Origin of the sequence: Mycobacterium persicum (assembly GCF_002086675.1) — a bacterium.
Lineage (GTDB): Bacteria > Actinomycetota > Actinomycetes > Mycobacteriales > Mycobacteriaceae > Mycobacterium > Mycobacterium persicum.
The window spans coordinates 1-242 of the sequence record NZ_MVIF01000360.1; the positions used below are offsets into that span (position 1 = coordinate 1).

The 242-nt window shown below is 78.1% G+C and carries 1 pseudogene; it reads right to left on the minus strand.

The window, feature by feature from the left end:
* Positions 1 to 242 (minus strand): annotated as a pseudogene (locus BST40_RS30625) (hypothetical protein); the annotation flags it as partial.

Sequence of the window (242 nt, forward strand, 5' to 3'; positions counted from 1 at the left end):
CACCGACACCGCCGTCACCACCGCCGGCACCGACCAGCCCGCCGAGCAGCCCGCCCGCACCGCCGGCTCCCCCGGCTCCGCCGGGGATGCCGGTGCCCGGGTAACCGTCTCCGCCGATTCCGCCGGCGCCGCCCGCACCGAGCACTCCGCCGGATCCGCCACGCCCACCAACCCCACCGGGCCCAAGCAGCGCAGAATTACTGAACCCGCCGGCCCCGCCGACCCCGCCGCTGCCGATGAGC